Here is a 23,722-nt window from a genome sequence, read left to right on the forward strand (position 1 = left end):
CGCTTCGCGCGCCGGGTGGTCGACGGCGGCCTCGCTAGATGGCCTTTTTCCTCGGACTCCTGACCGCGCTGGGCTTTGGTGCGGGGGATTTTTTGGGTGGCCTGGCCTCGCGCCGCATTCCCGCGCTGGTGGTGGCGTGCTATTCGCAGTTCCTGGCCACGGGGGCGCTGCTGCTGATTGCCATTCCGATGGCCGGGCTCCCGGGGCCCCAGGCGCTGATCTGGGGCGGGGCTTCCGGACTCGCGTTGGCGCTGGGGCTTCTCGCCTACTATCACGGGCTGGCCGAGGGCTCGATGGGCCTGGTGGCGGCGATCACCGGGGTGATTTCCGCTCTGGTGCCGCTGGGTGTGGGCCTGGCGCTTGGCGAGCGGCCGGGCATGCTCGCGCTGGTTGGCATCGGCGCCATTGTGGTGGCGATCGGCATGATCTCGGGCGGGGCGCGCAAGGCCAGTCCCAGGCGTCTGGATCGGCCCGTACGCGGTCTGATGGCGCTGGCGCGGGGCGCGCATCCGATCAAGGGGCTGCTGGACGCGGTGATCGCAGGGGTCTGCTTCGGCCTGGTATTCGTGTTTCTGGATCAGGCCGAGGCCGGCTCGCCGTTGTGGCCCGTGGTGGCCACCTCGGCCGTGGGGGCCCTGACGCTCGCGCTGGTGATGCTGGTCCTGCGGCCCGAGCGTGGCATGAGTCGTTCCACCTTTGTGTTGCTGGCGCTGGCAGGGCTGTTCCAGGCAGCCGCGACACTGGCCTTTGTGGTGGCCGTGCGCATGGGGCTGTTGTCGATCATTGCGGTGGCCGGTGCATTGTCGCCCGCGCCGACCGCACTGATGGCCCGTCTGTTTCAGGCCGAGCGCATGTCGCGCGTGCAACTGGCCGGATTCGCGTTTGCCCTCGCCGGGATCGTACTGATCGTTTCGGCGGGTGCGCTTTAGGAAGCAGCGGTACGCTTGACCGGTGCTGGCCGTGGAAAGTGGCAAAAGTGCTAGTCTCGAGCTCAAGGCTCGTCATGAGCGTAACCATGCCGACAGGAGGTGCAAGGTGAGCGAAGGAACACGACCGGAGGTCGAACCCAGCGAAGTGAGCGGTCCGGTACCGGGTCCGCGCAAGGAGCGCACGATGGTGACCGTGGTGTACGTACTGTATCTGGTCAGTTTTCTGACCGCACTCACCGCGATCGCCGGTTTGATTATTGCTTACATCAAACGCCACGATGGGGACGCGGTCAGCGATACGCATTTTACCTACCAGATTCGTACATTCTGGATTGGTTTGCTCGGCGTCATCGTAGGGGCTGTTTTGACCCCGATCGGTATTGGATTCCTGGTCTTGCTGTTCATGATCGTCTGGCTTTTGGTTCGGTGTATCAAGGGTCTGCTGGCGAACAATGAGGACCGTGCGATCGAGCAGCCGGAGACCTGGCTGTGGTGAGGTGGGTTGATGAGATTGCAGATCTTTCTCGTGTCTGAGACGTAGTGTCCCCGTATCGTACGGTCGGGGATTTTAAATGCATCACAAAAAGGGCCGCTTTCGAGCGGCCTTTTTTATTGTTTATCGGAGATGGTTTCGGGAATATTAATACTCTTCATTAAAATAAATTGTAATTCTTTTTGGTGGTTAATTTCGCGCTCGTTGTTTAATGTTGCGGTCGTCCTTTTCCCCTATATTCCGGCAGAGACATCGCTGAACTTGCAGCGATGGATCGGTTGAATCGAGTGGGCCAGTAGAGCTGGATCTGAACAATAGGGACGGGCATGGCCGGATCGCGAAGGTTGAATGGTTCCTTTTTGCGGTCGGTGGATGGTGGGACTTTCCTGCCCCGGGGGGATTCCGACGAATCGCGTTATGCACTGCAGCGTGCCTGTGCGACTGCGATGGTGCGCGACGTGGCATGGGTGGACGGTGGCGGAGGAGCGGGGCAATCGATGCCGAGCTTCTCCGATGCCTGGAGCCTGTGGCGTGTCCCGGGGGCGGGTGGCCTGGCCGAGGGCGCGCTCGGCAAGATTCGTGTTGGGCTTGTCGATCTGGGCAGCCCTGTCCCGAACTGGGTGACCGAGTTTGTACACACCCATCAGCACGTGAAGTGGATTGCGCTGGTGCATTCGGATCTATTACTGCAAGACGATGTTCGCGAGCTGATCCGCGAGTCCTGTTACGACTTTCATACCCTGCCGTTCGACCAGGCGCGCCTTGAAATCACGCTGGGCCGGGCATGCGGGATGGCCGCGCTGGAGGCGCGGCCTGCGCGCCCCACCCGGGGTGTCGAGTCGGGCCATATCTCCATCGTCGGTCATAGCCCGGTGATGCAGGGGCTGGCCCGTCAGATCGAGCGGGTCGCCGGCTCCGAGGCACCGGTGCTCTTTCAGGGCGAAAGTGGCACCGGCAAGGAGCTGGCTGCACTGGCCGTGCACCGTCATTCACGGCGCGCGAACGGGCCGTTTGTCGCCGTGAACTGCGGGGCTTTGCCGGCACAACTGATCCAGTCGGAACTGTTCGGCCACGAGGCGGGTGCCTTTACCGGGGCGGGCCGACGCAAGATCGGGCAGTTCGAACTCGCGCATGGCGGCACGCTGTTGCTGGACGAGATTGGCGATCTCAGCCTGGAGCTACAGGTGAATCTGCTGCGTTTTCTGCAAGAGGGAACGCTCGTGCGGCTCGGTGGGTTGCAACCCATCAAGGTGGATGTACGGGTGCTCGCGGCGACCCATGTCGCGCTGGACGAGGCCGTCGAGACCGGTCGTTTCCGCGAGGACCTCTACTACCGCCTGAACGTTATCCAGCTGGATGTGCCCCCGTTGCGTGAGCGGGGCACGGATTTGAAAGAACTCGCGCGCTTCTATTTCGAGCAGTTCCGCAGCCAGAACCCGCGACTGCGTGGCTTTACCCAGGACGCGTGGCAGGCGATGTACGCCCATGCCTGGCCCGGCAACGTACGCGAGCTGGTGAACCGGGTGCGGCGGGCGGTCACGATGGCGGAGGGCCGCCTGATTCGGCCGGAGGATTTGGGGTTGGCCGCGGCGGGCCATGCCGAGAAGCCGCTAACGCTGTCCCAGGCGCGCTCGATCGCCGAAAGGGAATTGCTGATCAAGGTGCTGGGCCAGTGTGACCACAATGTCTCGCGGGCCGCGCGCCAGTTGGGGGTGGGCCGGATGACGCTCTACCGCCTGCTCGACAAGTACGGGCTGCGTTCCAGTGCCCCCTGAATCTTGTGACGGGGAAGAGAGTGGCCCTTGCGTAACAGTTCGGCCCCTGGGGCCATGGAGAACGACGGTGGACAAGCGATGGGTCAGGAGAAGTGGTTTGGGGGTGGTGCCGCTGTGTATCGGGCTGGCCGCGCCGGCCGTGGGCCAGGAGGCTCGCGAGGCGGTCGGGGACGCCCCGGTGGACTCGGGCCCCGAAGTGACGGTCTTCGAGGAACGTGGGGTGCTCACACCGAAGGGGCAGTGGGTGGTGGAGCCGTCGCTTTCGTACGTCCACAGCAGCTCGCTGGATGTGTCGATCGAGGGATTCACCATCATCCCGGCCCTGGCGATCGGGCTGATTGATGTCAGCGAGACGGAGCGCGATACGCTGACCGCGGCGGTGAGCTTTCGCTACGGCCTGACCGAGCGGCTGGAGGTCGGGATGAAGATCCCGTATGTCTACCGCGAGCAGCAGGTGCGGCGGCGGGACATCCTCGAGGCGACCGCGCTGGAGCGGGTGACCGGCTCCACCGGTCAGGGACTGGGCGATATCGAGTTCGGTGTGTCCTACCAGTTCAACATGGCGGATCGAGGTCGGCCGTTCTTTATCGGCAACCTCAAGGCCAAGAGCACGACCGGGAAGGGGCCCTTCGATGTCGCCCGCCGCGAGATCCTGGACGACGAGGGTAATCGCCTGGGCGAGATCTTCCTCGAGCAGCCCACGGGTTCCGGGTTCTGGAGCATCCAGCCCAGCGTGACGATGATCTACCCGACCGACCCGGCCGTGATCTTTGCGAACGTCAGCTATCTCTGGAACATCGAGCGCGATGTGGGCGATGGCTATGGCAAGGTCAATCCCGGCGACGCGGTCGGTATGAGCCTGGGAATGGCGATCAGCCTGAACGACCGCACCTCGATGAGCTTTGGCTACGACCACAGCACGGTATTCCGGACGCGGGTGGAGAACGAAAGTGGGCTGGAGCCCGTTTTCGGGCGGCGCCAGGTGGGGACCGTGCTGTGGGGTATCTCGCACCGGCTGACGGACCGCACCAGTGTGAATTTCTCGCTTGGCGTCGGGGCGACCGAGGCCGCACCGGATGTGCAGGCCACCCTGCGGGTGCCGATCCGTTTTTGAGGGGCGTTACCGTGGCGGAGGTATCAGAAGCCTCCGCCACGCTCGAGCATGTGTTGTTCCAGCGCCCGGCCCAGGTCCCCTCGCGGCATCTGCAGGTTGCCCAGCTCCAGTTGCAGGATGGTCTGGTGACGGATGTCCTGTCCGTCGAGTTCGTTCTGGATCGCGGTGACCCAGCCCATGCCGGAGGCCCAGCTTTCCGCCGGCATCGCCCCCCCGGTCTGGATGACGACCGAACGCAGGTCGGTGCCGGGCCAGTGGGAGCCGCTGGCAATATCGCTCAGGGGGCGCAGGGTGGAGTGGTTGATTACTTCGCCATTGAGTGACGTGATCTGTTCCAGTCCGATCGAGATCTCCAGGCCGTCGCGCCCGAAGAAGCCGCCGCGCTGGGCCTCCAGTACCGAATCCGGTACCACGCGCTCGTCACCAAGCGGGGGCAGGACATCCAGGGCGTGAGCCGTGGTGGCGCATGTCGCGCTGGCGAGCATAGCGGCCAGGATGCAGCAGGGCAGGCGTTTCATCATGGCGCTCACCAGTCGCTCGCGCGGGGCAGATGCAGGGTGAAGCTCGCCAGATCGCTGCGCACGACGCCCGATTCAATCGGCGCACGGGTCACGGCGGCCCAGGTTTCCGAGGCATTGAAGCGATGCCGGGCGAGGTCCACGTCCTCGCGGATGATGAACAGGATGTCGTTGACCCAGACCCGCTGGAACTCGTGACGGGTATAACTCTTGACCCCCAGCGCAGGGTCTCCCACCAGTACACGCCCGCCTTCGAGTCCCTTGATCACCACGAAGTGGCGATAGCCGCGGGTTTCGATCATCGCGATCGCCGGCACCCCGAGGTTCTCGAGGTCGTCCAGCCCGATGCGAAAGCCGTCGGCGGGCAGGCCCTGCTGGCCTTCCAGGTAATGCTTCATGTCGAGCATGGAAAAGCCCTGCTCGCGGATCAGGTCCTGATCACCGTGCCGGAACATGCTGTCGAACGTCTCCACCTCGGTGGTGGGGCGGTCGTAGTGATAGGTGAGCAGGGTGGCCAGGGCGGCGGAGCCGCAGCTGAAGTCGTATCGCTGTGGGACGATGGAGCGAAAGCGCAGGTCTTTAAGGCTCTCCACCGGCACATTCATGCTGCCGATCATGCCCGGGAACTGGGCCCCACTGGCCCATGCGGACAGGGTGGGTGAAAGCATCAGCGTGGTGGTAATGATTGCGCAGAGGAACCATCGGCGGATGGGCATCGGTGATTCCTCAGGGGTTGAGCGTGATGTTCACGATCATCGATTCCTGTATGGCGACGTTATTGCCGCTGTTCTGAATGACCGTGGAGATCCCGCGAGCGTTGTCGAAGGCCCCGGCCGCCACGAAATTCTTGCCGGTGGTGGAGTTCACGACGTGGTTGTTCGCGAGGTCGATGCGGGAGTGGATCTGGCCGAGCTGGATACTGGTGACACCCTGGCGGGCCCGTTGCGCGTCCAGAGTGGCCAGATCGACCACCTCGTAGGTGCCGGGACCCGAGCCGAGCAGCAGTGCATCGCCAGCCGGCGGGACGTCGGCATGGGCGATGGCCGTCAGCAGCAACATGCCGGCAGACAGCGAGACAACAAAACCGATTCCGCCCCGGTGGGCTGACGGATTACACATGACCGGACCCTCTTGCATGGCAGGGAGAATGCGGCGGGGTTGGTCCCCGCCGCATGCCGTTCCGACAGAATGTGTCGGTTAGTTGCCCAGGTTCAGGTGCGCCTGCACCGAGACCTGCTGCTGGGTCAGGCTGTTCGCGCCGCTGTTCTGCGACACCTGGGTAATCCCCGCCGGGGCCACAAAGGAGTCGGAGCCGATGTAGTTGTGGCTCTCCTGAGAGGCATGACCCGCGATATCAACATAATTCCCGGTCACCGTACCCGACAGCTCGTTCTGGCTGACCACGGCGTTCACCTGCAGCGTCGTGTTGAAGCTGTCCGTTGCGGTGCTGTTCCCGGAATCCATGATCGCCAGGCTGTTGTCGGAGTTGTCGCTCTGGTCACGGGTCACCGAGGCGGTGGAGCCGTTGTTGGCCGCTGCGCTGTTGTCATCCGCATGGGCCATGCTGTTATCGGAGTTGTCGTTGCCCGAATCCGAGATATTCAGGCTGTTGTCGGAGCTGTCGTTCCCCGAGTCGGCGATATTCAGACTGTTGTCCGAATTGTCATTGCCGGAATCCGAGACGGTGGTGTTGCCCGAGTCGGCGATGTTCGTGCTGTTGTCGGAGCTGTCGTTCCCGGAGTCGGCAATGTTCAGGCTGTTATCCGAGCTGTCATTGCCCGAATCCGAGACCGTGGTGTTGCCGGAGTCCGAGACATTCGTGCTGTTGTCCGAGCTGTTGGACAGGTCGGAGTCATTAATCGCGAACGCCTGGGAATACTCGTTCGCCGAGGCGCCGCCGCCATCGGCCGAGGAGGTGGCGGTGGCGGTTTGATCACCGACTTCGCCATCGGCGGTATTGGTCGGGTTGGCGAGGGCCAGGCCCGAGCTCAGGCCGAAGGCCAGGGCGATTGCGGAAGCAATCAGGGTCTTTTGGAAGTTCATGGTCTTGTCTCCATTGGCTAGCTAGCAATAGACGGTTGTCGTAGCCCCGGTCCACGTGGCCCGTGCTACGCAACAACCCAACTAGCAGGACTTGGGCCAGCGGAGAGTTTGTGCGGTAGAACAATGACTTATGGGGGCAAGGGGGCTCGCGATCAGACCCAATCTGTGCCATCCGTGATACAGCGCGCGCATACGGGAGCGGCCGTTCGGTTTATAACCCTTTGAATCCAAAGTTGAATCGAGTTTCTTTTCAGTGAATCACCGAGGAGACACCGGGTGAGCCAGCTGTGGTGGCCACGGGCTCTCTTGCAAGGAAGGGGGGGCGATCGGGAAGAAGGCTGTTGCAGCGCATTGGGAGATGCAGAGGGGGTGCGCCTGGCAGGCGGATGCAGCGAGATTGTGGGGCTGCCTGGCAGCCCCATTGATGCGGATTAGCGTTCCAGGTGCTTCAGCTTGCCCTCGACGCCGTCCCAATCCTCGGCGTCTTCCGGCGGGTCCTTGCGCGCGGTGATCACCGGCCAGGTACGCGAGAGCTCGGCATTCAGCTCGATAAACTCGAGCTGGTCCTCCGGGACGTCGTCCTCCGGCACAATGGCCTCGGCCGGGCACTCCGGCTCGCAGAGCGTGCAGTCGATGCACTCGTCAGGGTCGATCGCGAGGAAGTTGGGGCCTTCGTGGAAGCAGTCGACCGGGCAGACCTCGACGCAATCGGTGTACTTGCACTTGATGCAGTTCTCGAGAACGACAAACGTCATGGGTTTCTCCCTGAAATCAGTGAATTGCGGTCCCGCCTTCCGGTGGTCTGGCGAGCGCCGCCGCGCGTGACCCCGGGGCCTGCGCATGGGCTACAGCGCGCATTGTAACGTCAGGCGGGGGGCGAGACACGTGAATCCTCGCACCCTGCGGGATCAAGGAAACACTGATCAGTGTCTCCTTAACCCTTGCGGCTCCCATGGGTCACGACCGACTCGATGCGCTGGGCGCGTTCCAGGTCCATGCCATCGACCTTGACTAGTTGCTCGGCATCCGCGTTCAGCACGTCGCGGACGCTGCCGAACTGGCGCAGCAGGTCGCGGGCCAGATCGGGTTCCACACCGGGCAGGCCGCTGACAATGAACTCCGCCGCTGCACGGCGCTTTTCGGGCTTGGCGGGGCGCGCGATTGGGTCGGGGTCCACCTGGGCGTTCATGCCCAGCAAGTAGATCAGCATGCCGCTGGTATCTTCGTCATTGGAGGGCAGCACACTGATCCCTAGTGCGATCGTCAGGTGCGTCAGGGCGCGATGGATGTCCAGCGCCTGCTGGTGGAAGCGGGGCTCGTAGAGGTCCCCCTCGACCACGTAGATCACCTTTTCATGCGTTGCCTTCAGCTTGGCGGCGTTCTCCCACAGGGTCTGGTCCACGACGCTCAGCACCATGTCGGTGGCGGACTTGCGCTCCACGACGACCCCATTGGGGAGTTCGTAGTCGCCGACATCAAGATCGACGAACTCCAGCTCCACGCCCTCCAGGCGCTCGAGGCGCTGGATGATCTTGCCCTGTTCGCGGCGATCCACGCGGATCGGGAGATGCAACTGACTCATGCGGTGTACTCCATTGCAGTGAATGCGCCGAGTGTAGGGGGCTCGAGCCCGGGGCCCAAAAGGCCCGATCTTCCCCATGTCTCCGCCAGCATCTGTCAGGCGTGCGAAAGCGAGAATGTCCCCTATACTCCGATGGGCATGCCGAACGATGCATGCCGGATATAACGAAAACACAGGAGGGAGTGATGGCGATTCAGATCGCGATTGTGGGGCTGGGCCGCGTAGGGGGCCGTTTTCTGGAACTGCTGCTGGACAGCGATACGCCGGGAATGGAGATTTCCGCGGTATCGGAGCAGGGCGACACCGACGGCCGCAAACTGGCGCAGGCGCGCGGGATTCCGGTGGAATCGGTCGAGGAGATCCTGGCCCGTGGCGATCAGGTGGATGTGGTCTATGACCTGACGGGGCAGGCCGAGGTGCGCCAGCGCCTGCGCGAGGGGATGCAGCGCGGGGGCAATCGCCACACCGTGGTGGCGCCCGAGGTCATGGCGCATCTGACCTGGTCGCTGTTGACGCACGAGGCCCCGCCGGACGTCCACGCGAACATGGGCTACTGACCGGGGTTAAACAGGCGGTCGGGGTTCGTTCCCGGCCGCACCGGTGTTCTGCGGTATTCAGCCGGCGACCGATCCGGAACGCCGGCTTTCCGCGACCGGAACAGGACAGGGTTCCAGGGGCTCCGGCACGTGGAGTCCAAAGCCCTGGGCATAGTCCACCCCCACCAGCCGCAGGGCGTCCATCAGGCGCTCGTGCGAGACACACTCCGCGACCGTCTTGACCCCGATCACGCGGCCGATGTGGTGAATGCTCTCGACCATCGCCCGGCTGACCCGGTCCTCCGCCATATCGCGCACGAAGCTGCCATCAATCTTCAGGTAGTCGACCTTCAGTGTCTTGAGGTAGCCGAACGAGGCCATACCCGTCCCGAAGTCGTCCAGCGAGAAGTGACAGCCCATGCCCCTCAATTCGCGGATGAAGCGGCTGGCCTGGCTCAGGTTGGCGATCGCGGAGGTCTCGGTAATCTCGAAACAGATTCGGCTGGGCTTGACGCCGCTGTTCTGCAGCTGATGGACGATATAGTCCAGCATGCCCCGGTCACAGAGGGACTGGCCGGACAGGTTCACGGCGAAGTGACCCTCGGTATCGGTGTCGGTGGCCACGTGCTGAAGCACCCGCTTGATCACCCAGCGATCGATTGCGGGCATCTGCCCGTAGCGCTCTGCGGCGGGGATGAAGGTGGCCGGCAGGACGACCGTGCCGTCCTCCTCGACCATCCGCAGCAGGACCTCGGTGTGTGTGGGTTCGTCGCCGGAGACCGGAACGATCCTTTGCCCGTGTAACCAGAATCGGTTGTGCTGCAGGGCATGGGTAATGCGCTGGACGCAGTTCATCTCGCCCTGGCAATGCGACAGCTCGGCGTCCCCGGCCCGCGAGACATGGATGCGGTTGCGTCCCTGTTCCTTGGCCAGATAGCAGGCGGCGTCGGCCTCGCTCATGTACTGCACCGTGTCTTTCAGGTGCCCGAACACCGGGACTACCCCGATGCTGATCCCGACGCGGAAGATTCGTCCCTGCCACTCGAACCGGTAGTTGTCGACGGTTGTGCGCAGGGTCTCCGCGATGCGTTCCGCCTGTACCAGCGGGCAGTTCGACAGCAGCACGCCAAACTCGTCGCCTCCCAGGCGTGCCAGGGTGTCGCTCTCGCGCAGCTGGCTGTGCAGCTGCGAGGTCAGCTGGCACAACAGGTCGTCGCCTGCCCCGTGTCCGCAGGTGTCGTTGACCAGCTTGAACTGGTCCAGGTCCATGTAGAGCAGGGCGTGTTCGCGGTTTTCCTGCTGGGCCGTGGCCACCAGCTGGCTCAGGCGCCGCTCGAATTCCGCACGGTTGGCCAGCGAGGTCAGGCAGTCGTGGGTGGCAGCCCAGGACAGTTCGCGGGCCATCTCGCGTGCCTTGGAGACATCACGGAATACCAGGGCCGCGCCGATGATGGTGCCGTCGCGGTCGCGGATGGGGGCCGAGACCTCTTCGACGGCGTGTTCGCGACCCTCGGCCGAGATCAGGATGGCCTCCTGGTCCAGCGTGCAGGCCGTGCCATCCGGCATGCGTTCGGTCAGCGGATGATGGAGCCGTTCGCCGGTGGACTCCCGGATGATGTGAAATACGCGTGAAAGGGGCTGGCCACGAGCGGCTTCCTGGTCCCATCCCGTCAGGTGCTCGGCGACCGGGTTGAGGTAGTCGATCCGCCCTTGCAGATCTGTGGTGATCACGCCATCACCAATGGCGTGCAGTGTGACCTGGGCGCGTTCTTTCTCCTCGAACAGGGCCGATTCAATTCGCCGCGTATGCCGCAGCACCCCCAGGGCGATCAGCATGCCCATCAGTAGTGCGGCGCCACCGAGCACCAGCATAAGGACGACTGCGGTGCGGTATTGACGCGCGGTGTCGCGCACGGCTGTCAGACCGGCCTCCTGCTGAAGGTTGATCATCGCGTCCAGGTGTTCCAGCACGCGCCCCTGTTTCGGGATGGCCTCCGCGAGCAGCCAGCTCGTCGCCTCGTCGGTCTCGTCATCTACGATGTGGTCGAGCACGCGCTCCTGGACCTGAACCGCGCGCTCGGTCAGTCCGCGGGATTCGTCCAGCAGCCGCTGTTCGGCCGCCGTCATCGGCATCGCATCCAGCCGCTGGCGGTTGTACATGAATTCCGAGGCATGACCGCGAAAGGTCATGATCCCCTCGTCCTGATCGAACGGGTCGGTGGTGATCGACAGCTGAAGCAGGGTTACCGAGCGCTCACGCGCGGCATTACGCATGTTGCCCAGTAGCTCGGTCTTGACGTTGTGTTCGTGGACGATCAGTTCGAGGCGGTCATGAACCTGCGCCATGCGATTCAGGCCCAGCGCGATCAACGCCGCCATCAGCACGAGCACGATGGTAAACCCGAGCCCAATCACCCAGGCGGAACGGCTGCGCGGTTCCGGCGGCGCGGCACCGCTTGGCCCCGGGGCCGTATTGTTGCAGAACCTCCCTGTCACACCCAGTCCCTGTGTAGCGAGGGTTCGACCCAGATGGCGCCCCCTTCATGATTCTTCCCCCGCCCATAAGGAGCGGTAACCTGTTGATTCAAAGGGAGCGTTAGCTGGGTGTCAAACAGGGAATGCTAATGTATCTTCAATTTGTGTCCAGGAGGGCGGGTTTCAGGCATGCCGTTGGGAGTGGACGGTGGCGCGGAATTCTTCCACCGACAGCGCGGGCGAGAACAGCCATCCCTGGTACAGGTCGCAGCCTTCCTGCTGCAGGAAGGCGAGCTGCTCTGCTGTCTCGACGCCTTCTGCCACCAGCTTCAGATGCAGGCTGTGGCCGAGGCCCATCACCGAGCGCAGGATCATCTCGGCGTCGCGGTCCTGTCCAATGTCCTGGATGAACGAGCGATCGATCTTGATCTTGTCGATCGGCAACGACTTGAGATAAGCGAGGGAGGAGTATCCTGTACCGAAATCGTCGAGCGACACGCGCACCCCCAGGGTCTTGAGTCGGGCGAGCTGCTCGCGGGTGAGGTCGACGTCTGCCATGGCCACCGTTTCGGTGATCTCGATCTCCAGGCGGCTGGGTGAGGCGCCCGCTTCCTCGAGGGCCTGTTGCAACTGGCCCACCAGGTCGAGTTGCTGGAACTGCAATGCCGAAATATTGATGCAAACCGGCGTGTCGATGCCCTGGCGCGCCCAGTCGGCCAGCTGCCGGCACGCTTCCCGGATGACCCACGTACCCAGCGGAAGGATTAGACCATTGGCCTCCGCGCTGGGGATGAAGGCCGACGGCGGGACGGCGCCCAATTCCGGGTCCGTCCAGCGCAGCAGCGCCTCGCAGGCGACTACTTCGCCGGTCTTGACGTCGATTAGTGGCTGGAATTTCAGCGCGATCCGATCGTGCTCCAGCGCGTGTTTCAGGCGTTCCTGAAGGCGCTGTTCCGCGCGTACCTGGGCGTCCAGGTGTGCCGAATAGAAGCTATAGGTATTGCGCCCCGAGCGTTTCGCCTCATACATCGCCATGTCGGCATAGCGCACCAGGGTATGTTCGTCGGCCGCGTCCTGCGGGTACAGCGCGATCCCGAGGCTGGCGCTGGACGCGAACTGGCGGGCCGGGCCGGTACGAAACGGCTGGTCGAAGCGATCCAGGATCTGCTGGGCCAGCTTGCCGGCTTGCCGGGCGTCGTTCAGCTCGGGCAGCAGGATCATGAACTCGTCACCCCCGAAGCGGCCGATGGTGGCCTCGTGGCCCGCCACCGCCTGCAGGCGGTGAGCCACCTCGCGCAACAGGGCATCGCCCTCGTGATGACCAAAGGTGTCGTTGATCATCTTGAAGTTGTCGAGATCGAGCAGCATCACCGCGATCAGATGGTCGTGGCGGCTGGCCTGGGCAATGCTGTAGGCCAGCCGATCATGCAGGAGCCAGCGGTTGGGCAGGCCGGTCAGGCTGTCATGGGTCGCCTGGTGCTGGATGCGGGCTTCACGCCGCTGGCGCTCCGTCACATCGCGGATAAAGGCCGTAATGCGGCGCCCGCCCTCGTCCTCGAAGGCGTTGAGGCTGATATCGACCGGGAATTCCGATCCGTCCATTCGTCGGCCGCGCAGATCGGGTACCTCGCCCATGGTGCGGGCCGAGATGTACTCGCCATGTTGTTCGCGCAGCGTGCGATGGCGTGCGCGCAGATGTTCTGGAATCAGGGTCTCCACCGGCTGTCCGATCAGATGCCGGCGCGGGTAGCCGAACAGATGCTCGATGTTGCGGTTGGCCATCAGGATGGTGCCGTCTCCGTCGGTGACCAGTACGCCATCGGGGGCGGTATCGACCAGCCGCTCGTAGCGTTGCTGGCGCAGCTCGATATCGTGGTGCGCGGCTTGGAGCTGCGCCATGGGTGCCCGTACGCTCTCGATGAACACGCCCCAGTAGATCAGCGCGTAGCCCGCGACCTTGTAGAGATGACCGAGGACGAACAGGCTGTCCGTCAGGCTGGTGTAAAGCGTGAAGAACACCTCGCTCGCCATCAAGATGATCAGGGCAGTCGCGACCATGGGCATCCCGGGCCGCCGCATCAATTGGGGTCGGAGCAGCAGGACCAGGAGTGTCGCGCCGTGCAGTGCCACCACCATGCCCTCCAGCCCGATCTTGAAGGGGGTCAGGCCTTCGCCCGGCACGAAGAGCGCCGGGATCCGGTGCTCGTGCCACAGACCTAACCAGGCGAGGAGCAGGACCAGGCTCAGCGCGCCCCCAACGAATACCCAGGGGGCCGGCGCTCGGTGTTGGGGGACCAGCGGCAGGGCCACATACAGCAACAGCGCCAGGCCGCCGACCAGGCGGGCCGCGAGCCAGAAAAAGATCGTCTGCTGCGAGGAATTGGGGGTGATGAAATCCGGCATCTGCGGATAGGTCATCAGGTGCAGGAAATCGAGCAGGCCCACTGCGAGGAAACCAGTGGCGAGGACCAGCGTGGCCAACAGCCGACGGCGGTCGCGCACGTGATAGGCCACCGCGAATACGCCAATCGCTACGACCACGGCAAACAGCTCCGCCGAGGTGTGAAAGGCCGTCATGTGTTCCGGCGAGACCAGCGGCGGCACTGGCATGTCGGTCATCCACAGCAGCACGGGCAGCAGGAACAGTACGAGCAGGGTAAGCCCGGCGAGTGGGGCGTGACGCGGTAGCAGGGCGTGGAGAGGGGTGTTCATCGCGCCATGCTCACGCCGTTGGCGGCGCGGGGACCTGCCTTCGCCGTGGTGACCGGACTAAGGGACGTCCGGACGTGCTGCGTCATCGTGCACCTCCAGAGAGTGCAGCGGAGTTTCGAGCCGGGTGTATGTCGATGCCGAGCAGCACGCGCACCTGGAGCCTGACCGCGAGGCAGACCCTGGTGGGAACGGCCACGCCCGCAGCCGTCCATGGCCCGATATTCTTATAATCGCAGCAATATAGGCCAAAAAGTGGAACCGGGACAGATATCTTTAGCAGCACACTCGGACTCTCGTCGCCGATCCGCGAATGCGCGTTTCTCCCGCCGAACGCAGTGGCTTCGAGATTTGGCAGATCGTATTCAGATACACCGCTACAAGCCAGCGGGCTCGTCCTGGCCTCGGTTGTAGTGGTCCTGAAAGCGCCATTGCGAGTACCGCCTCATGGTGCGCCCTGGCCGCGATGGCGGGACCAGAACTGATCGGCCAGTGCCTCGAGCCCGGTTGCGAGTTCCGCGGCCGATCGCGCCGAGGCGTCGCTGCGGACGGCGCGGTCCGCGGTTGTCTGGGCCGCATCTCGAATTGTGGCAACGCCCTGACGAATCTCGTCTCCCGCCGTTCCCTGCTGCTCAACCGCTGCTGCAATCTGGTTGCTCATGTCGCGGATATGCCCGATTCCGTTGGTGATGTCCTCCAGCGTACGGGACACGGTCCGGGCCAGTTCAACGGACTCTTCTGCCTGCTGCCGGCTGGTGTTCATGGATTCGACCGCGGCGGCTGCGCGCGTCTGCAGCGACTCGATGATGGTCTGGATTTCGGCGGTGGATTCCTGTGTGCGGCTGGCCAGGGTTCGAACTTCGTCGGCTACCACCGAAAAGCCACGCCCGTGCTCCCCGGCACGTGCCGCTTCGATCGCTGCATTCAGGGCCAGCAGATTGGTCTGCTCGGCGATCCCGCGTATGACGTCGAGTACCTGGCTGATCTCGCGGCTCTGGCGGTCGAGTTCGGCCATTACGGCTGACCCTTCAGCAATCTCCCTGCCGAGCGCCTCGATGGCCTGGTTGCTACGGGACACCACGTCCATCCCGGAGCGAGCGGACTGATCTGCGTGATCGGCTGCCTCGGCCGCCCCCTGTGCGCTCCGGGCAACCTCCTGCACGCTGTTGACCATCTGCTGCGTAGCGCTGGCAACCTCCTCGGTCTCTGCCTGTTGTTGGTCGGCAGCCTGGCGGCTGTCTGCCATCGCGCCGAGGAGTCCTTCGGTATTCTCGTTCAGCTGTCGCGCCGCATCACCGATCCGTCCGACAACCGCGCTGGCCTCGGCTTCCAGCATCTTCAGGGCAAACAGGATCTCGCCGACCTCGTCGGTGCGGCCGGTGTAGATATAGCGGCTGATCGGGCTGCGGCCGATTGTTCGGGCATGTCGAGCGGCCCGACAAAGGGGCGCAGTTCCGATCCAGGAGACCGGTACGGCGACCAGCAGCATGGGCAGAGCAAAGCTCAGTGCTGTCCCGAGGGTGGCCTGTGTCGCCAGGGTGGTCGTCAGCAGCCCAGCCAGTACCCCGAGCCCGATACTCCCGAGCACGCGCATGCGAAGACCCAATGGAGGCAGGCGGAGGGCCAGTGGTGGGTGGCCTGTCATGACGGCTGCATACGTCTGTTCGGCCCGCTCAACCAGCGTGCGGTCCGGCTTGGTGCGGACGGACTGGTATTCAACGACCTCTCCGTCCCGCACCACCGGGGTGACATAGGCACTGACCCAGTAGTGGTCACCATTCTTGCAGCGGTTCTTTACCATCCCCATCCATGACTGGCCGGCCTGGACGGTTTGCCAGAGATCGGCGAACGCGGCCGGTGGCATGTCCGGATGGCGGATCACGTTGTGGTTGCGCCCAATCAGCTCGTCTTCGGCGAAACCGCTGATATCGATAAACTCTGGATTGACGTAGGTGATTGCGCCCTTGAGGTTGGTGGTGGACAGAATGTTGGCCGAGGCCGGGTAATCGACCTCGTTCCCCGAGATCGGCAGGTTGCGCTTCATTGTTGTCCATCCCCTGTTTGACCGAATGCTTTTTCGCCGCGTCGGTCATCCCGGTACTACGTTGGTACCGGTTTGTTTGATCTGAACGTAGTCCACGTTCGTTCAAATGACAACGATATGCCGAAAATAGAATATTCGGATGGACAAGGGGCCAGGATCGCGTATAGTGGGCCCACCGAACGCCCCGCCCGTCAGCGTCCGTTCACTGATCCGGAACCCTTTCGGTTCCCGTCCCCCCGATTTCGTCATACCCCGATGGGTGCCCCTCGATTGCGAGCGGCGGGTTGCCGTTGGAGTATTGAATGTCTTCTGTTTCTTCCTTTGCCGACCTCGGGTTGGCCGAACCCCTTTTGCGTGCGCTGGACCAGGCCGGTTACAAGACCCCGACCCCGATCCAGACCCAGGCGATCCCCGAAGTCCTGAAAGGTGGTGACCTGCTGGCCGCCGCCCAGACCGGGACTGGCAAGACCGCCGGCTTTACCCTCCCGATCCTGCAGCGACTGACCGATCGCCCGGCGCCCGAGCGCAAGCCGGGGCGTCCGCGGGCGCTGATCCTGACGCCGACGCGCGAGCTGGCCGCCCAGGTCCATGATTCCGTCCGGACCTACGGCCGCCACCTGTCGCTGAAGTCGATGACCATCTTCGGCGGCGTGAACATGAACCCGCAAATCAAGGCACTGCGGGGCCCGATGGATATCGTCGTGGCGACCCCGGGTCGCCTGCTGGACCATGCCAACCAGAAGACGATTGACCTCTCTGGTATCGAGATCCTGGTGCTGGATGAGGCCGATCGCATGCTGGACATGGGCTTCATCCGCGACATTCGTCGTCTGATTGGCCTGATGCCCAAGCAGCGTCAGAACCTGATGTTCTCGGCGACCTTCTCCGGCGAGATCCGCACCCTGGCGGCGACCCTGTTGAACAAGCCGGCCGAGGTCGACGTGGCCCCGCGCAACACCGCCGCCGAGACGGTGCGGCAGACCGTGCATCTGGTGGAGAGCAGCCGAAAGCGCGAGCTGCTCAGCCACCTGATCCGCAGCAACGACTGGGGCCAGGTGCTGGTGTTTACCCGTACCAAGCACGGCGCCAATCGCCTGGCACAGAAGCTGACGCAGGATGGCGTGCCCTCCGAGGCGATCCATGGCAACAAGAGCCAGGCGGCCCGTACCAAGGCGCTCAAGCAGTTCAAGACCGGGGCCGTTCCGGTCCTGGTCGCGACGGACATCGCGGCGCGCGGCCTGGACATCGACCAGTTGCCGCAGGTGGTCAACTTCGAACTGCCAAATGTGCCGGAAGACTACGTGCACCGCATCGGCCGCACCGGTCGTGCCGGTTCCGTTGGTGCCGCCCTGTCGCTGGTGGATGGTGAAGAGATGAAGCTCCTGAAGGGCATCGAACGCCTGATTCAGCGCCCGATCGAGCGCATCGAAACCGATGGCTTCGCGACCCCGAAGCCGGCGGCCAACGATGGCAATGGCCAACGCCGTGGCGGCAAGCCGGGCGGTGATGCGCGTAATGGCAAGCCGCGCCAGAGCCGTGGCGGCAAGCCCGGCGGCAATCGCGGTGGTGGTCAGGGCCGCGCGGCCCAGGGCAACCGGGCTGCACGCAGCCGCTAGACCCCCGGCCGTTCTGACCGACTCCGCCCGCGTCTCCCATGGGGACGCGGGCTTTTTTGTGTTCGCGAACCTGCGGTCGTCTTGATCCGGATCACCTGCTCTTGGAGGCGCCGGCGGGAAGATGGGCGCGCTATCAAGAAATGGCCACCCTGGCCGTTATAGCGGGGAAAGGAGGGACCCCATGAACCGGCTTCTGAAGATCGGCGGACTGCGCCTCAAGCTCGTGATCCTCGTAATCCTCGTCAGTACCATCCCCCTGTCCATCATGGGAGGGGTGACCTTTCACACAATGAAAGGCGACCTGGCGGCGAATGTCGACGCAGCGCTGGTCGATCAGTTGTGGTGGCTCCTTTGGAGCCTGTGGGTGGTTGCGTTTCTGGTTGCGCTGGGGATCGGCTGGTTTGCGGCCAACATGCTGGTGCGGCCGCTGGAGCGGCTGGCCTCGGGGCTGGAGGCGATCGCCTCTGGTCAGGCCGATCTTGGCCATCGGGTCGAGGTCACCACCGACGACGAGATTGGCCGCACCAGTATCGCGTTTAATGCAGTTATGGAGCGTCTGGCGGGCCTGATCGCACAAGTCGCGGATGCGGCCGACGGGATCGCCGCTTCGGCGCGCCAGCTGGAGGGCCGAAGCAACGAACTAAGTCGCGAGACCGACGATCAGCGTTCCGATGTAGAGCAGGTGGTCACCGCGATGAACCAGATGTCCGCGACCGTGCAGGAGGTTGCCAACAACACCCAGAGTACGGCGGAGAGCGCCGGCCAGGCCACTCGCGCGGCCGAGGGTGGGCGCAATGTGGTTCAGGCGACTCAGGGGTCGATCAACGCCCTGGCCAGTGAGATCCGTAAGGCCAGTACGGTGATCGACGGGCTCAAGGGTGACTCCGACAATATCGGGTCGATCCTCGAGGTGATCGAGGAGATCGCCGAGAAGACTAACCTGCTGGCGCTTAACGCCGCGATTGAGGCCGCCCGGGCGGGCGAGGCGGGACGCGGCTTTGCCGTGGTCGCCGACGAGGTGCGCCATCTGGCCCAGCGTACCAATGACTCCACAGGCGAGATCCGCGAGATCATTCAGCGTCTGCAGGGTGCGGCCGGAAAGGCCGTGCAGGCGATGGAGGTCAGTCAGCAGCAGGCCGAGTCCTCGGTCAGTAAGGCCGGCGAGGCCGAGGAGACGCTGGAGTACATCCACGACTCCGTGACCACCATCGACGACATGACGCGCCAGGTCGCTTCGGCGACGGAGCAGCAGAGCCAGGTCGCCGAGGAGATCAACCGCAACATCCACCACATCAACGACATCGCGGTACGCAGCGCCGACGGCGCCCGCGAGATGCAGGAGGCTGTCGAGGCCCTGGAAGGCCTGGCCGAACGCCTCCAGGCCGAGGTAGCCGGCTTCCGCCAGCAACCCGCCTGACACCCGGGGTCAGCCCTCTACTAGCGTCCTTGGGGCTGGGCCTGGTTCGGCATCTGGAGTTTACGGTGGCTTCGGTCCACCGCCTGCCTGCGCTGTCTCGGCAGCGCGCTCCGAGTTACTTCTTTGCTCGTGCAAAGAAGTCACCAAGAAACACGCCCGACTGCCGCGACCCCGGCCCGCTGCGCGGGCCGGGATTTCCCTCGCTCCGAGGGTTTTCGCGGGCGGCGCTGAAACTCGCTGCGCCTTCGGCTTCGCTCAGACAGTCAGCGCCTCTCTTCCCGCGAAAACCCTCTCCACTCGGCGCGACGACAACGGGGGTGAAGGTCCAAACAACGGCTGTCCCAGCGGTGTAGCCCATGGATGGAGGCTGGGTCTTCCGACATCTTAGGCACGTGCGGCCTTCGGCCATGGCGTGCCGCGCCCGCCAGCGGGCGCTAAGGGTAGGATGCCGATGAGCGCAGCGAATCGCATCAGGGTTGCCCGGGCGTCGGAACGGTGCGTTTCGCTGCGCTCAACGCACCCTACAGTTCGGGGCTTGTGACAGGTGCGGGGACACCGTCGGTTTTGACCTACCCTCCCGATATGAGCCCCTTGTGGAGGGCGTGACAGGTCGGACGATTCAAAATAGAAACGGGGCGCTGACTGTTTGAGCGAAGCGAGTTTCAGCGCCGCCGGCCGGGCGCGTCCCGAGCAAGGTTCCCGGGCGAATGCCGGGCGTGTTTCTTGGTGACTTCTTTGCACGAGCAAAGAAGCCCGTTTTTGATCAACAACGGGCGCGGCGCGCTGGCGAGACAGCGCAGGCAGGCGGCCAGCCAAAGCCACCGTATACACCGAAGGGCGAACCAGGCCCAGCCATGACCACGCCGAAGAGAGCCACGAGCGCCGGAGCCCGCTAGAAACGGTCAGCCAGCCCCAAGCTCACTCGCGGTTGCCGCGTTCCAGCCAACGTATACGTCGCTGCCACGCTCGACGACCGGGCGCTTGATCAGCGTCGGATGTTCGAGCATCAGGGCGATGGCACGCTCCTGGTCGATGGCCTCACGCACATCCTCGGGGAGCTGGCGCCAGGTCGTACCACGGCGGTTGACCAGGGCCTCCCAGCCCACGGCCTCCGCCCAGCGGCGCAAGCGCGCCTCCTCGAGCCCGTCCTTGCGAAAGTCCACGAAGCGGAAGTCTACGCCGGCCGCATCCAGCGCCCGGCGTGCCTTGCGCACGATGTCGCAGTTGGCGATCCCGTAGACGACCCGCTCAGACATCGCGCAGCAGGGCGTTCAGGCCGACCTTGGCCTTGGTCTTCTCGTCCACGCGCTTCACGATGACCGCGCAGTACAGCGAATACTTGCCATCCTTGGACGGCAGGTTGCCCGGCACCACCACCGCGCCGGCCGGCACACGGCCGTACAGGATCTCATCGTTCTCGCGGTCGTAGATGCGGGTGGACTGGCCGAGGTACACGCCCATGGAGATCACCGCGCCTTCCTCCACGATCACACCTTCGACCACCTCGGAGCGCGCACCGATAAAGCAGTTGTCTTCGATGATGGTCGGGGCGGCCTGCAGCGGCTCCAGCACGCCACCGATGCCGACGCCGCCGGACAGGTGCACGTTCTTGCCGATCTGGGCGCAGGAACCGACGGTCGCCCAGGTGTCCACCATGGTGCCTTCGTCAACATAGGCGCCGATGTTCACGTAGGAGGGCATCAGCACCACGTTGGGAGCGATGTAGCTGCCGCGACGGGCGGTGGCCGGCGGCACGACGCGCACACCGCCCTCGCGGAAGTCGCGGCTGGAGGTGTCGGCGTACTTGGACGGCACCTTGTCGTAGTAGTTGGTGAAGCCACCCTTGATGAACTCGTTCTCGGCAATGCGGAACGACAGCAGCACGGCCTTCTTCAGCCACTCGTTGACGACCCAGTCGCCACCCTTTTTCTCGGCAACGCGGGCCTGGCCGCTGTCGAGCATCTCCATGGCCTCGTTCACGGCATCACGCACGTTGGTTTCCACGTTGCGCGGGTTGATCTCGGCGCGGCTTTCGAAGGCGGTCTCGATGATGCTCTTGATGTCCGACATGAAGCAGTCCTTTTAAGTTTTTAAAAAAATGCGTTATTTGTAGAGTTTGGCGATGCGTTCGGCCGCCTCGATGCAGGCCGCCGGTTCGGCGACCAGCGCCATGCGCACGTGTCCGGCCCCGGGATTGTGCCCGGTCTCGGGGTCGCTGCGGGAGAGGTAGCGTCCGGCCAGCACCGTGACGCCGGCTTCGGCATACAGGCGACGGGCGAAGGCCTCGTCGTCGCCATCCGGCACGCGTGGCCAGAGGTAGAAGCCCGCGGCGGGCGGTTCCATGTCCAGGACTTCCTGCAGGATCGGCACGACCGCGGCGAACTTTTCGGCGTACAGCGTGCGATTATCGGCGACATGGGTCTCGTCCGCCCAGGCCGCGCGGCTGACCGCCTGCGTGGGCGGAGGCAGGGTGCAGCCATGATAGGTGCGGTACAGCGCAAAGCGTTCGAGCCGATCGGCATCGCCGGCGACGAACCCCGAGCGCAGGCCCGGCAGGTTGGAGCGTTTGGACAGGCTGTGGAACACCACGCAACGCTCGAAGCCGCTCCGGCCCATGCGCGCAGCGGCCCCGAGCAGGCCGGCCGGCGGTTCGGCATCCGGGTGGTAGATCTCGGAGTAGCACTCGTCTGCCGCGATCACGAAGTCGTGCCGGTCGGCGAGGCGGATCAGCTCCTGCATCGCCGCCTCGGACATGCAGGCCCCGGCCGGGTTGCCGGGGTTGCAGATGTAGACCAGCTGCACCGCATCCCAGGTCGCGGCATCGACCGCGGAGAAGTCGGGGAGGTAGCCGTTCTCCGGCGTCAGGTCGTAGAAGGCCGGCTCCGCCCCGGCCAGCCGGGCCGCGCCTTCGTAGATCTGATAGAAGGGATTCGGCATCAGCACACGCGCCCCGGACTTCTCCGCAACGACGGCCTGCGCGATCGCGAACAGGGCCTCGCGCGTACCGCTGACGGGCAGGACCTGCCGGTTGGCGTCCACCTCGTCCAGCTGGAAGCGCCGCTGCAGCCATGCGGCGATGGTCTCGCGCAGCGCGGGTTCGCCGCGGGTGGTGGGGTAGTGGTTGTAGCCCTGGAGGGCGTCGCGCAGTACCGGTTCGACAAACCCCGGCAGCGCATGGCGCGGCTCGCCGATCGACAGGGCGATCGGCTCCCGGTCGGCGGGTTGTTCCAGGTCCGCGAACAGCCGACGCAGGCGTTCAAACGGATAGGGCTGTAGCCGGTCCAGGCTTGGGTTCATGGCGGCTCGGGCGTCGTGTTCGAGGGAAACGAAAGACCGCGCAGTATACCGGAGCCAAACACCAATGGGCGATCCACACGCTTCCTGTGCGGCCAGTATGGAGGCGCTGGTTTTGCTCTCGAGCGGGCCATGCGGCAGGCTTAGCCGTTTCCGATCGGGGGCGATGCATGGCGTGCAGTCATGACCACACGGCGCAGGGGAAGCGCGGCGCGACAACCTACCGCAAGGGATTGCATGACCTGGGGAACGGCACCTGGGCCTATCTGCAACCCGACGGTGGCTGGGGCTGGAGCAATGCCGGGTTGATCCGCGATGGCGAAGAGGCCCTGCTGGTCGACACCTTGTTCGACGAGCGCCTGACCGCCGAGATGCTCGCACAAATGGATGCCGCGACCGGGATCGGCGCGGGGGATATCAACCTCCTGGTCAATACGCACGCCAATGGTGACCACACCTTCGGCAACCGCCTGGTGCATCAGGCCGAGATCATTGCCTCTCAGGCGAGTGCCGACGAGATGCCGGAGCTGCCGCCGGCGATGCTGGCCGGACTGATGGCGCAAAGCGGCGCGATGGGCGAGGTGGGGAAATACCTGCAGCGCTCCTTCGGTGCGTTCGATTTCGGTGGGGTGGAGTTGACTCTCCCGACGCGCACCTTCAGCGGCGAGCTGGGACTCAAGGTCGGTGACAAGGACGTGAAACTGATCGAGGTCGGGCCGGCGCATACCCGTGGCGATGTGCTGGTGCATGTGCCCTCCGATCGCGTTGTGTATACCGGCGATATCTTGTTTATCGAGGGTACGCCCGTCATGTGGGCCGGTCCGGTGGGCAACTGGATCGCGGCGATCGACCGTATTCTGGGCATGGATGTCGAGACCATCGTCCCGGGACATGGTCCGATCACTGACCATGCCGGTGCCCGGCAGGTACGCGACTACCTGGTGTATATCGATCGCGAGGCGCGGGCGCGCTTCGACGCCGGGATGCCGGCAGCGGAGGCGTCCTTCGACATTGCGCTGGGGGATTACGCCAACTGGGGCGATGCCGAGCGCATTGCGGTCAACGTCGACACCCTGTACCGCGAATACGCCGGAGACACTACAACGCCGGACATCATGCAGCTGCTGCGTCTGATGGCGCGGCTGGATGCGGCGCGGCGGGGTTCTCGCTGAGCGGT

At 64.3% G+C, this 23,722-nt stretch carries 20 protein-coding genes; 8 read left to right on the forward strand and 12 right to left on the reverse strand.

The window, feature by feature from the left end:
* Window positions 1-38 precede the first annotated feature (38 nt).
* The 4 genes from F813_RS0102610 (at window position 39) to F813_RS0102625 (ending at window position 4,311) form a co-directional block, all read left to right on the forward strand.
* Window positions 39-929: a DMT family transporter gene (locus F813_RS0102610; RefSeq protein WP_017925442.1), complete on the forward strand. Its 891-nt coding sequence runs from the start codon at window positions 39-41 to the stop codon at window positions 927-929.
* 106 nt (window positions 930-1,035) lie between these two features.
* Window positions 1,036-1,425 carry a DUF4870 domain-containing protein gene (locus tag F813_RS0102615; protein WP_017925443.1) on the forward strand — a complete coding sequence of 130 codons (390 nt, stop codon included), beginning with the start codon at window positions 1,036-1,038 and terminating at the stop codon, window positions 1,423-1,425.
* A 341-nt stretch (window positions 1,426-1,766) separates the two neighbouring features.
* On the forward strand, window positions 1,767-3,197 hold the full coding sequence (locus F813_RS0102620; protein WP_017925444.1) for a sigma-54 dependent transcriptional regulator: 1,431 nt from the start codon (window positions 1,767-1,769) through the stop codon (window positions 3,195-3,197).
* A 97-nt stretch (window positions 3,198-3,294) separates the two neighbouring features.
* Window positions 3,295-4,311, forward strand: coding sequence for a transporter (locus F813_RS0102625; protein WP_017925445.1), 1,017 nt, complete (start codon window positions 3,295-3,297; stop codon window positions 4,309-4,311).
* 23 nt (window positions 4,312-4,334) lie between these two features.
* Here the strand turns inward: F813_RS0102625 and F813_RS0102630 are convergent, their stop codons facing one another.
* From F813_RS0102630 to F813_RS0102655, 6 genes are all read right to left on the reverse strand, one after another.
* The gene (locus F813_RS0102630; RefSeq protein ID WP_017925446.1) at window positions 4,335-4,841 is read right to left on the reverse strand and encodes a hypothetical protein; all 507 of its coding nucleotides are present in this window, start codon (window positions 4,839-4,841) and stop codon (window positions 4,335-4,337) included.
* A complete protein-coding gene (locus tag F813_RS0102635) occupies window positions 4,838-5,545 on the reverse strand; it encodes a C39 family peptidase (protein WP_017925447.1) in 708 nt (235 codons plus the stop codon). Before F813_RS0102635 ends, F813_RS0102630 begins: the two co-directional genes overlap by 4 nt.
* Before the next feature lie 10 nt (window positions 5,546-5,555).
* Window positions 5,556-5,888 (reverse strand): hypothetical protein, encoded by a 333-nt coding sequence (locus tag F813_RS0102640; protein ID WP_017925448.1) that lies wholly within the window; start codon window positions 5,886-5,888, stop codon window positions 5,556-5,558.
* Between the two features lie 138 nt (window positions 5,889-6,026).
* Entirely contained in the window at window positions 6,027-6,872 is an 846-nt protein-coding gene (locus tag F813_RS0102645) for a hypothetical protein (RefSeq protein ID WP_017925449.1), read from the reverse strand.
* 431 nt (window positions 6,873-7,303) lie between these two features.
* Window positions 7,304-7,627 carry a ferredoxin FdxA gene (gene fdxA, locus F813_RS0102650; RefSeq protein WP_017925450.1) on the reverse strand — a complete coding sequence of 108 codons (324 nt, stop codon included), beginning with the start codon at window positions 7,625-7,627 and terminating at the stop codon, window positions 7,304-7,306.
* 179 nt (window positions 7,628-7,806) lie between these two features.
* Window positions 7,807-8,454 carry an ERCC4 domain-containing protein gene (locus F813_RS0102655; protein ID WP_017925451.1) on the reverse strand — a complete coding sequence of 216 codons (648 nt, stop codon included), beginning with the start codon at window positions 8,452-8,454 and terminating at the stop codon, window positions 7,807-7,809.
* A 185-nt stretch (window positions 8,455-8,639) separates the two neighbouring features.
* Between F813_RS0102655 and F813_RS0102660 the strand changes: the two genes are divergently transcribed.
* On the forward strand, window positions 8,640-9,011 hold the full coding sequence (locus tag F813_RS0102660) for a hypothetical protein (RefSeq protein WP_017925452.1): 372 nt from the start codon (window positions 8,640-8,642) through the stop codon (window positions 9,009-9,011).
* A 57-nt stretch (window positions 9,012-9,068) separates the two neighbouring features.
* Here F813_RS0102660 and F813_RS0102665 read toward each other — a convergent pair whose 3' ends face one another.
* From F813_RS0102665 to F813_RS0102675, 3 genes are all read right to left on the reverse strand, one after another.
* Window positions 9,069-11,405 (reverse strand): EAL domain-containing protein, encoded by a 2,337-nt coding sequence (locus F813_RS0102665; protein ID WP_017925453.1) that lies wholly within the window; start codon window positions 11,403-11,405, stop codon window positions 9,069-9,071.
* 243 nt (window positions 11,406-11,648) lie between these two features.
* Window positions 11,649-14,177, reverse strand: a complete 2,529-nt coding sequence (locus tag F813_RS0102670) for an EAL domain-containing protein (RefSeq protein ID WP_017925454.1) — start codon at window positions 14,175-14,177, stop codon at window positions 11,649-11,651.
* Between the two features lie 442 nt (window positions 14,178-14,619).
* Complete coding sequence (locus tag F813_RS0102675; protein ID WP_017925455.1) at window positions 14,620-16,218, reverse strand: PAS domain-containing methyl-accepting chemotaxis protein; 1,599 nt, start codon at window positions 16,216-16,218, stop codon at window positions 14,620-14,622.
* A 302-nt stretch (window positions 16,219-16,520) separates the two neighbouring features.
* Here F813_RS0102675 and F813_RS0102680 point away from each other — a divergent pair, with 302 nt between their 5' ends.
* A complete protein-coding gene (locus tag F813_RS0102680) occupies window positions 16,521-17,834 on the forward strand; it encodes a DEAD/DEAH box helicase (protein WP_038059936.1) in 1,314 nt (437 codons plus the stop codon).
* Window positions 17,835-18,015: 181 nt separating this feature from the next.
* Window positions 18,016-19,251 carry a methyl-accepting chemotaxis protein gene (locus F813_RS0102685; protein ID WP_017925457.1) on the forward strand — a complete coding sequence of 412 codons (1,236 nt, stop codon included), beginning with the start codon at window positions 18,016-18,018 and terminating at the stop codon, window positions 19,249-19,251.
* A 902-nt stretch (window positions 19,252-20,153) separates the two neighbouring features.
* On the opposite strand, the gene F813_RS0102690 is transcribed toward F813_RS0102685, so the two are convergent.
* Genes F813_RS0102690 through dapC form a run of 3 tightly spaced genes read right to left on the reverse strand, consistent with a single transcriptional unit; the run spans window position 20,154 to window position 22,548 of the window.
* On the reverse strand, window positions 20,154-20,507 hold the full coding sequence (locus tag F813_RS0102690) for an arsenate reductase (RefSeq protein ID WP_017925458.1): 354 nt from the start codon (window positions 20,505-20,507) through the stop codon (window positions 20,154-20,156).
* Window positions 20,500-21,321: a 2,3,4,5-tetrahydropyridine-2,6-dicarboxylate N-succinyltransferase gene (gene dapD / locus F813_RS0102695; protein WP_017925459.1), complete on the reverse strand. Its 822-nt coding sequence runs from the start codon at window positions 21,319-21,321 to the stop codon at window positions 20,500-20,502. The genes F813_RS0102690 and dapD overlap by 8 nt, the downstream gene beginning before the upstream one ends.
* 33 nt (window positions 21,322-21,354) lie before the next feature.
* A complete protein-coding gene (gene dapC / locus F813_RS0102700) occupies window positions 21,355-22,548 on the reverse strand; it encodes a succinyldiaminopimelate transaminase (RefSeq protein ID WP_017925460.1) in 1,194 nt (397 codons plus the stop codon).
* Between the two features lie 239 nt (window positions 22,549-22,787).
* On the opposite strand from dapC, the gene F813_RS0102705 reads away from it, so the two are divergent.
* Entirely contained in the window at window positions 22,788-23,717 is a 930-nt protein-coding gene (locus tag F813_RS0102705; protein WP_026148112.1) for an MBL fold metallo-hydrolase, read from the forward strand.
* The last annotated feature ends 5 nt before the right edge of the window (window positions 23,718-23,722 follow it).

Source organism: Thioalkalivibrio sp. HL-Eb18 (assembly GCF_000364985.1).
GTDB lineage: Bacteria > Pseudomonadota > Gammaproteobacteria > Ectothiorhodospirales > Ectothiorhodospiraceae > Thioalkalivibrio.

Coding starts and splice junctions, on each gene's coding strand:
- F813_RS0102610 (WP_017925442.1), top strand. CDS start 39: ATGGCCTTTTTCCTCGGACTCCTGACCGCGCTGGGCTTTGGTGCGGGG.
- dapC (WP_017925460.1), bottom strand. CDS start 22,548: ATGAACCCAAGCCTGGACCGGCTACAGCCCTATCCGTTTGAACGCCTG.
- F813_RS0102640 (WP_017925448.1), bottom strand. CDS start 5,888: ATGTTGCTGCTGACGGCCATCGCCCATGCCGACGTCCCGCCGGCTGGC.
- F813_RS0102660 (WP_017925452.1), top strand. CDS start 8,640: ATGGCGATTCAGATCGCGATTGTGGGGCTGGGCCGCGTAGGGGGCCGT.
- F813_RS0102675 (WP_017925455.1), bottom strand. CDS start 16,218: ATGAAGCGCAACCTGCCGATCTCGGGGAACGAGGTCGATTACCCGGCC.
- F813_RS0102685 (WP_017925457.1), top strand. CDS start 18,016: ATGAACCGGCTTCTGAAGATCGGCGGACTGCGCCTCAAGCTCGTGATC.
- F813_RS0102655 (WP_017925451.1), bottom strand. CDS start 8,454: ATGAGTCAGTTGCATCTCCCGATCCGCGTGGATCGCCGCGAACAGGGC.
- dapD (WP_017925459.1), bottom strand. CDS start 21,321: ATGTCGGACATCAAGAGCATCATCGAGACCGCCTTCGAAAGCCGCGCC.
- F813_RS0102680 (WP_038059936.1), top strand. CDS start 16,521: ATGTCTTCTGTTTCTTCCTTTGCCGACCTCGGGTTGGCCGAACCCCTT.
- fdxA (WP_017925450.1), bottom strand. CDS start 7,627: ATGACGTTTGTCGTTCTCGAGAACTGCATCAAGTGCAAGTACACCGAT.
- F813_RS0102690 (WP_017925458.1), bottom strand. CDS start 20,507: ATGTCTGAGCGGGTCGTCTACGGGATCGCCAACTGCGACATCGTGCGC.
- F813_RS0102670 (WP_017925454.1), bottom strand. CDS start 14,177: ATGAACACCCCTCTCCACGCCCTGCTACCGCGTCACGCCCCACTCGCC.
- F813_RS0102635 (WP_017925447.1), bottom strand. CDS start 5,545: ATGCCCATCCGCCGATGGTTCCTCTGCGCAATCATTACCACCACGCTG.
- F813_RS0102645 (WP_017925449.1), bottom strand. CDS start 6,872: ATGAACTTCCAAAAGACCCTGATTGCTTCCGCAATCGCCCTGGCCTTC.